This is a genomic window from Paenibacillus sp. p3-SID1389 (genome assembly GCF_025151705.1).
GTDB classification, from domain to species: domain Bacteria; phylum Bacillota; class Bacilli; order Paenibacillales; family Paenibacillaceae; genus Fontibacillus; species Fontibacillus phoenicis.
In genome coordinates this window covers 1-2,055 of record NZ_JALXVO010000107.1, presented here as the reverse complement: position 1 = coordinate 2,055, position 2,055 = coordinate 1, and the positions used below count along the sequence as shown (strand labels likewise).

Genomic DNA, 2,055 nt, shown 5'->3' with positions numbered 1-2,055 from the left:
GCGTGCGTGGCAGCACGATCATCAGGCGGGTTCAAGTCCCGCTGAGCCTCGGACTAGGGGGCTCATATCCAAACCCGGGGGTAACGCCTCGGGGGCCGGCAAATTAGCTTTGCCGGAAGGCAGGGCGTCTGCCGCGAGGCAGAGTCTGAAGGGCTTGAGGAGAAGTACCAGGCCGTAGTGAAACGGGGCTACCCGAATTGCGAACCGGTCGGCCAAAGATGGGGCAAGGTCGAGTCTGCACTATGGAGACGAAGGCGTTCTAGTCCACCCATCGCACCAAGGTGTGTGCGGGCGGCATGGTACGGAAGATGACGATGTGACCCACGGAGATCTCGTCATGTCTGAAACAAATGCACTTTCAGGACGAGTGGGTAAATAAAGTCGAAGCGGTCGTGCCGCGCCCGCCGCTTCCAAAGAACGCGCGGCAGTTTCAGTAACGGATGCTATAAGGAAACCCCGAAGTGCATACCGGAAGCATGGCGAGAAGTCGGAGAGCTGCGTATTACTTTGGAACGGACGAACAACAGAAACGTCCGGATCAGCCGCTCTGGTGCGGTTGGCTTCTGCTCGCTCAAAAGGAGAGTCAGAAGGGGAAGGCGGCTCGCTTTATGGAGACCGGAACTGGAGTGCGTTTCGCAAGTAGGCGGCAAGAGACGGACAGTTCCCTTTGTGAAAGACCCATAACTTGCAGGCGGAGGATACGAAACGCATGAAAGCAGAAGGCACAGAACGGAAGGTTCATTCATTAATCGACAAAGTGTATCACCGAACAAACTTGGAGATGGCATGGGAGTCGGTGAGAGCAAACGGAGGCAGTGGGGGCATCGACAAGGTCGCCATCCCGGCATTTGAAGCAGTAGCCGAGATGGAGTTGGAACGCCTGCACGAAGAACTGAAACAGGGGACGTACCGACCGATGCCGGTCAGACGGATTCTCATCCCCAAGAAAGGGAAACCGGGTGAAAAGCGACCGCTGGGCATTCCGGCGATACGGGACAGGGTATGTCAACAGGCTTTGAAAAACAGGCTGGAGCCTATCTTCGAACCTCTGTTCAGCGAGTGCAGCTTCGGATACCGACCGGGTAGATCGACACATCAAGCGATGCGGAAGATTTATAGCGAACTCATGGATGGATGCGAATGGATCGTGGACGCGGACTTGCGGGATTTCTTCGGGACGGTCCATCACGAACCGCTCATCGATATGATTGCGGAGCAAGTCAGCGACGGCAGAATCCTCAAACTAATCAGGCAAATGCTCGAAGCCGGGTATATGGAAAGCGGAAAGAAATACGCTACGCCAAGCGGAACACCGCAAGGAAGCGTGGTCAGTCCGCTGTTTAGCAATATTTATCTGAACCGGTTCGACCACGAAATGACGAACAGAGGGTATCGGCTGACGCGATTTGCCGATGATTGGGTTGTTCTCTGTAAGACCCAAGCGGAGGCAGCACGAGCACTACGGGACGCAAGAATGATTCTGGAATCGCTCGGACTGACGCTTCACCCGGATAAAACCAAGATCACCCACATCAAATGGGGATTTGAGTTTCTAGGCTACAAGCTCAAACGGGGAAAAGGTCTGTCACTGCCGCGGGATAGGGTGAAGAAACAACCGAAATTCAATATCTATGCCTACCCCAAAACGAGGTCCATTCAATCGTTCATGGACACCATTCGGGCCCGAACGCGCAGACGCATTCCGCTAACGGTCTATGAGCTCATTGACTCCATCAATCCTGTCATACGAGGATGGGGCAACTATTTTCGCAAAGCGCACGTAAGAAAGCTGTTTAACCGACTCCAACGCTGGATCATAAGGCGAATATGGAGCCATCGGTTTAAACGGTGGCGAAACACAGGGTGGAAGAAGTTACCTGAATCCATCCTCTACTCCAAGTACAGACTGGTGAACCTTTTGTCGTTAATCCCGGATTTGAACCTACGAACTGCACCCAGAGGGTGACATGAAGGAAAGCGGATTGCGGGAAAACTGCACGATCCGTTTGACTGAGCGGACGGAGGAAGGTGCAAACCGACCTCCTTCGACTCTAC

The 2,055-nt window shown here is 54.0% G+C and carries 1 protein-coding gene; it reads left to right on the top strand.

The window, feature by feature from the left end:
- The first annotated feature begins 709 nt into the window (after window positions 1-709).
- A complete protein-coding gene (ltrA, locus tag M3G15_RS21245) occupies window positions 710-1,966 on the top strand; it encodes a group II intron reverse transcriptase/maturase (RefSeq protein ID WP_213531447.1) in 1,257 nt (418 codons plus the stop codon).
- Window positions 1,967-2,055: the final 89 nt, after the last annotated feature.

Excerpts from the sequence above, each read along its gene's own strand:
- ltrA (WP_213531447.1), top strand. The coding sequence starts at position 710 with ATGAAAGCAGAAGGCACAGAACGGAAGGTTCATTCATTAATCGACAAA.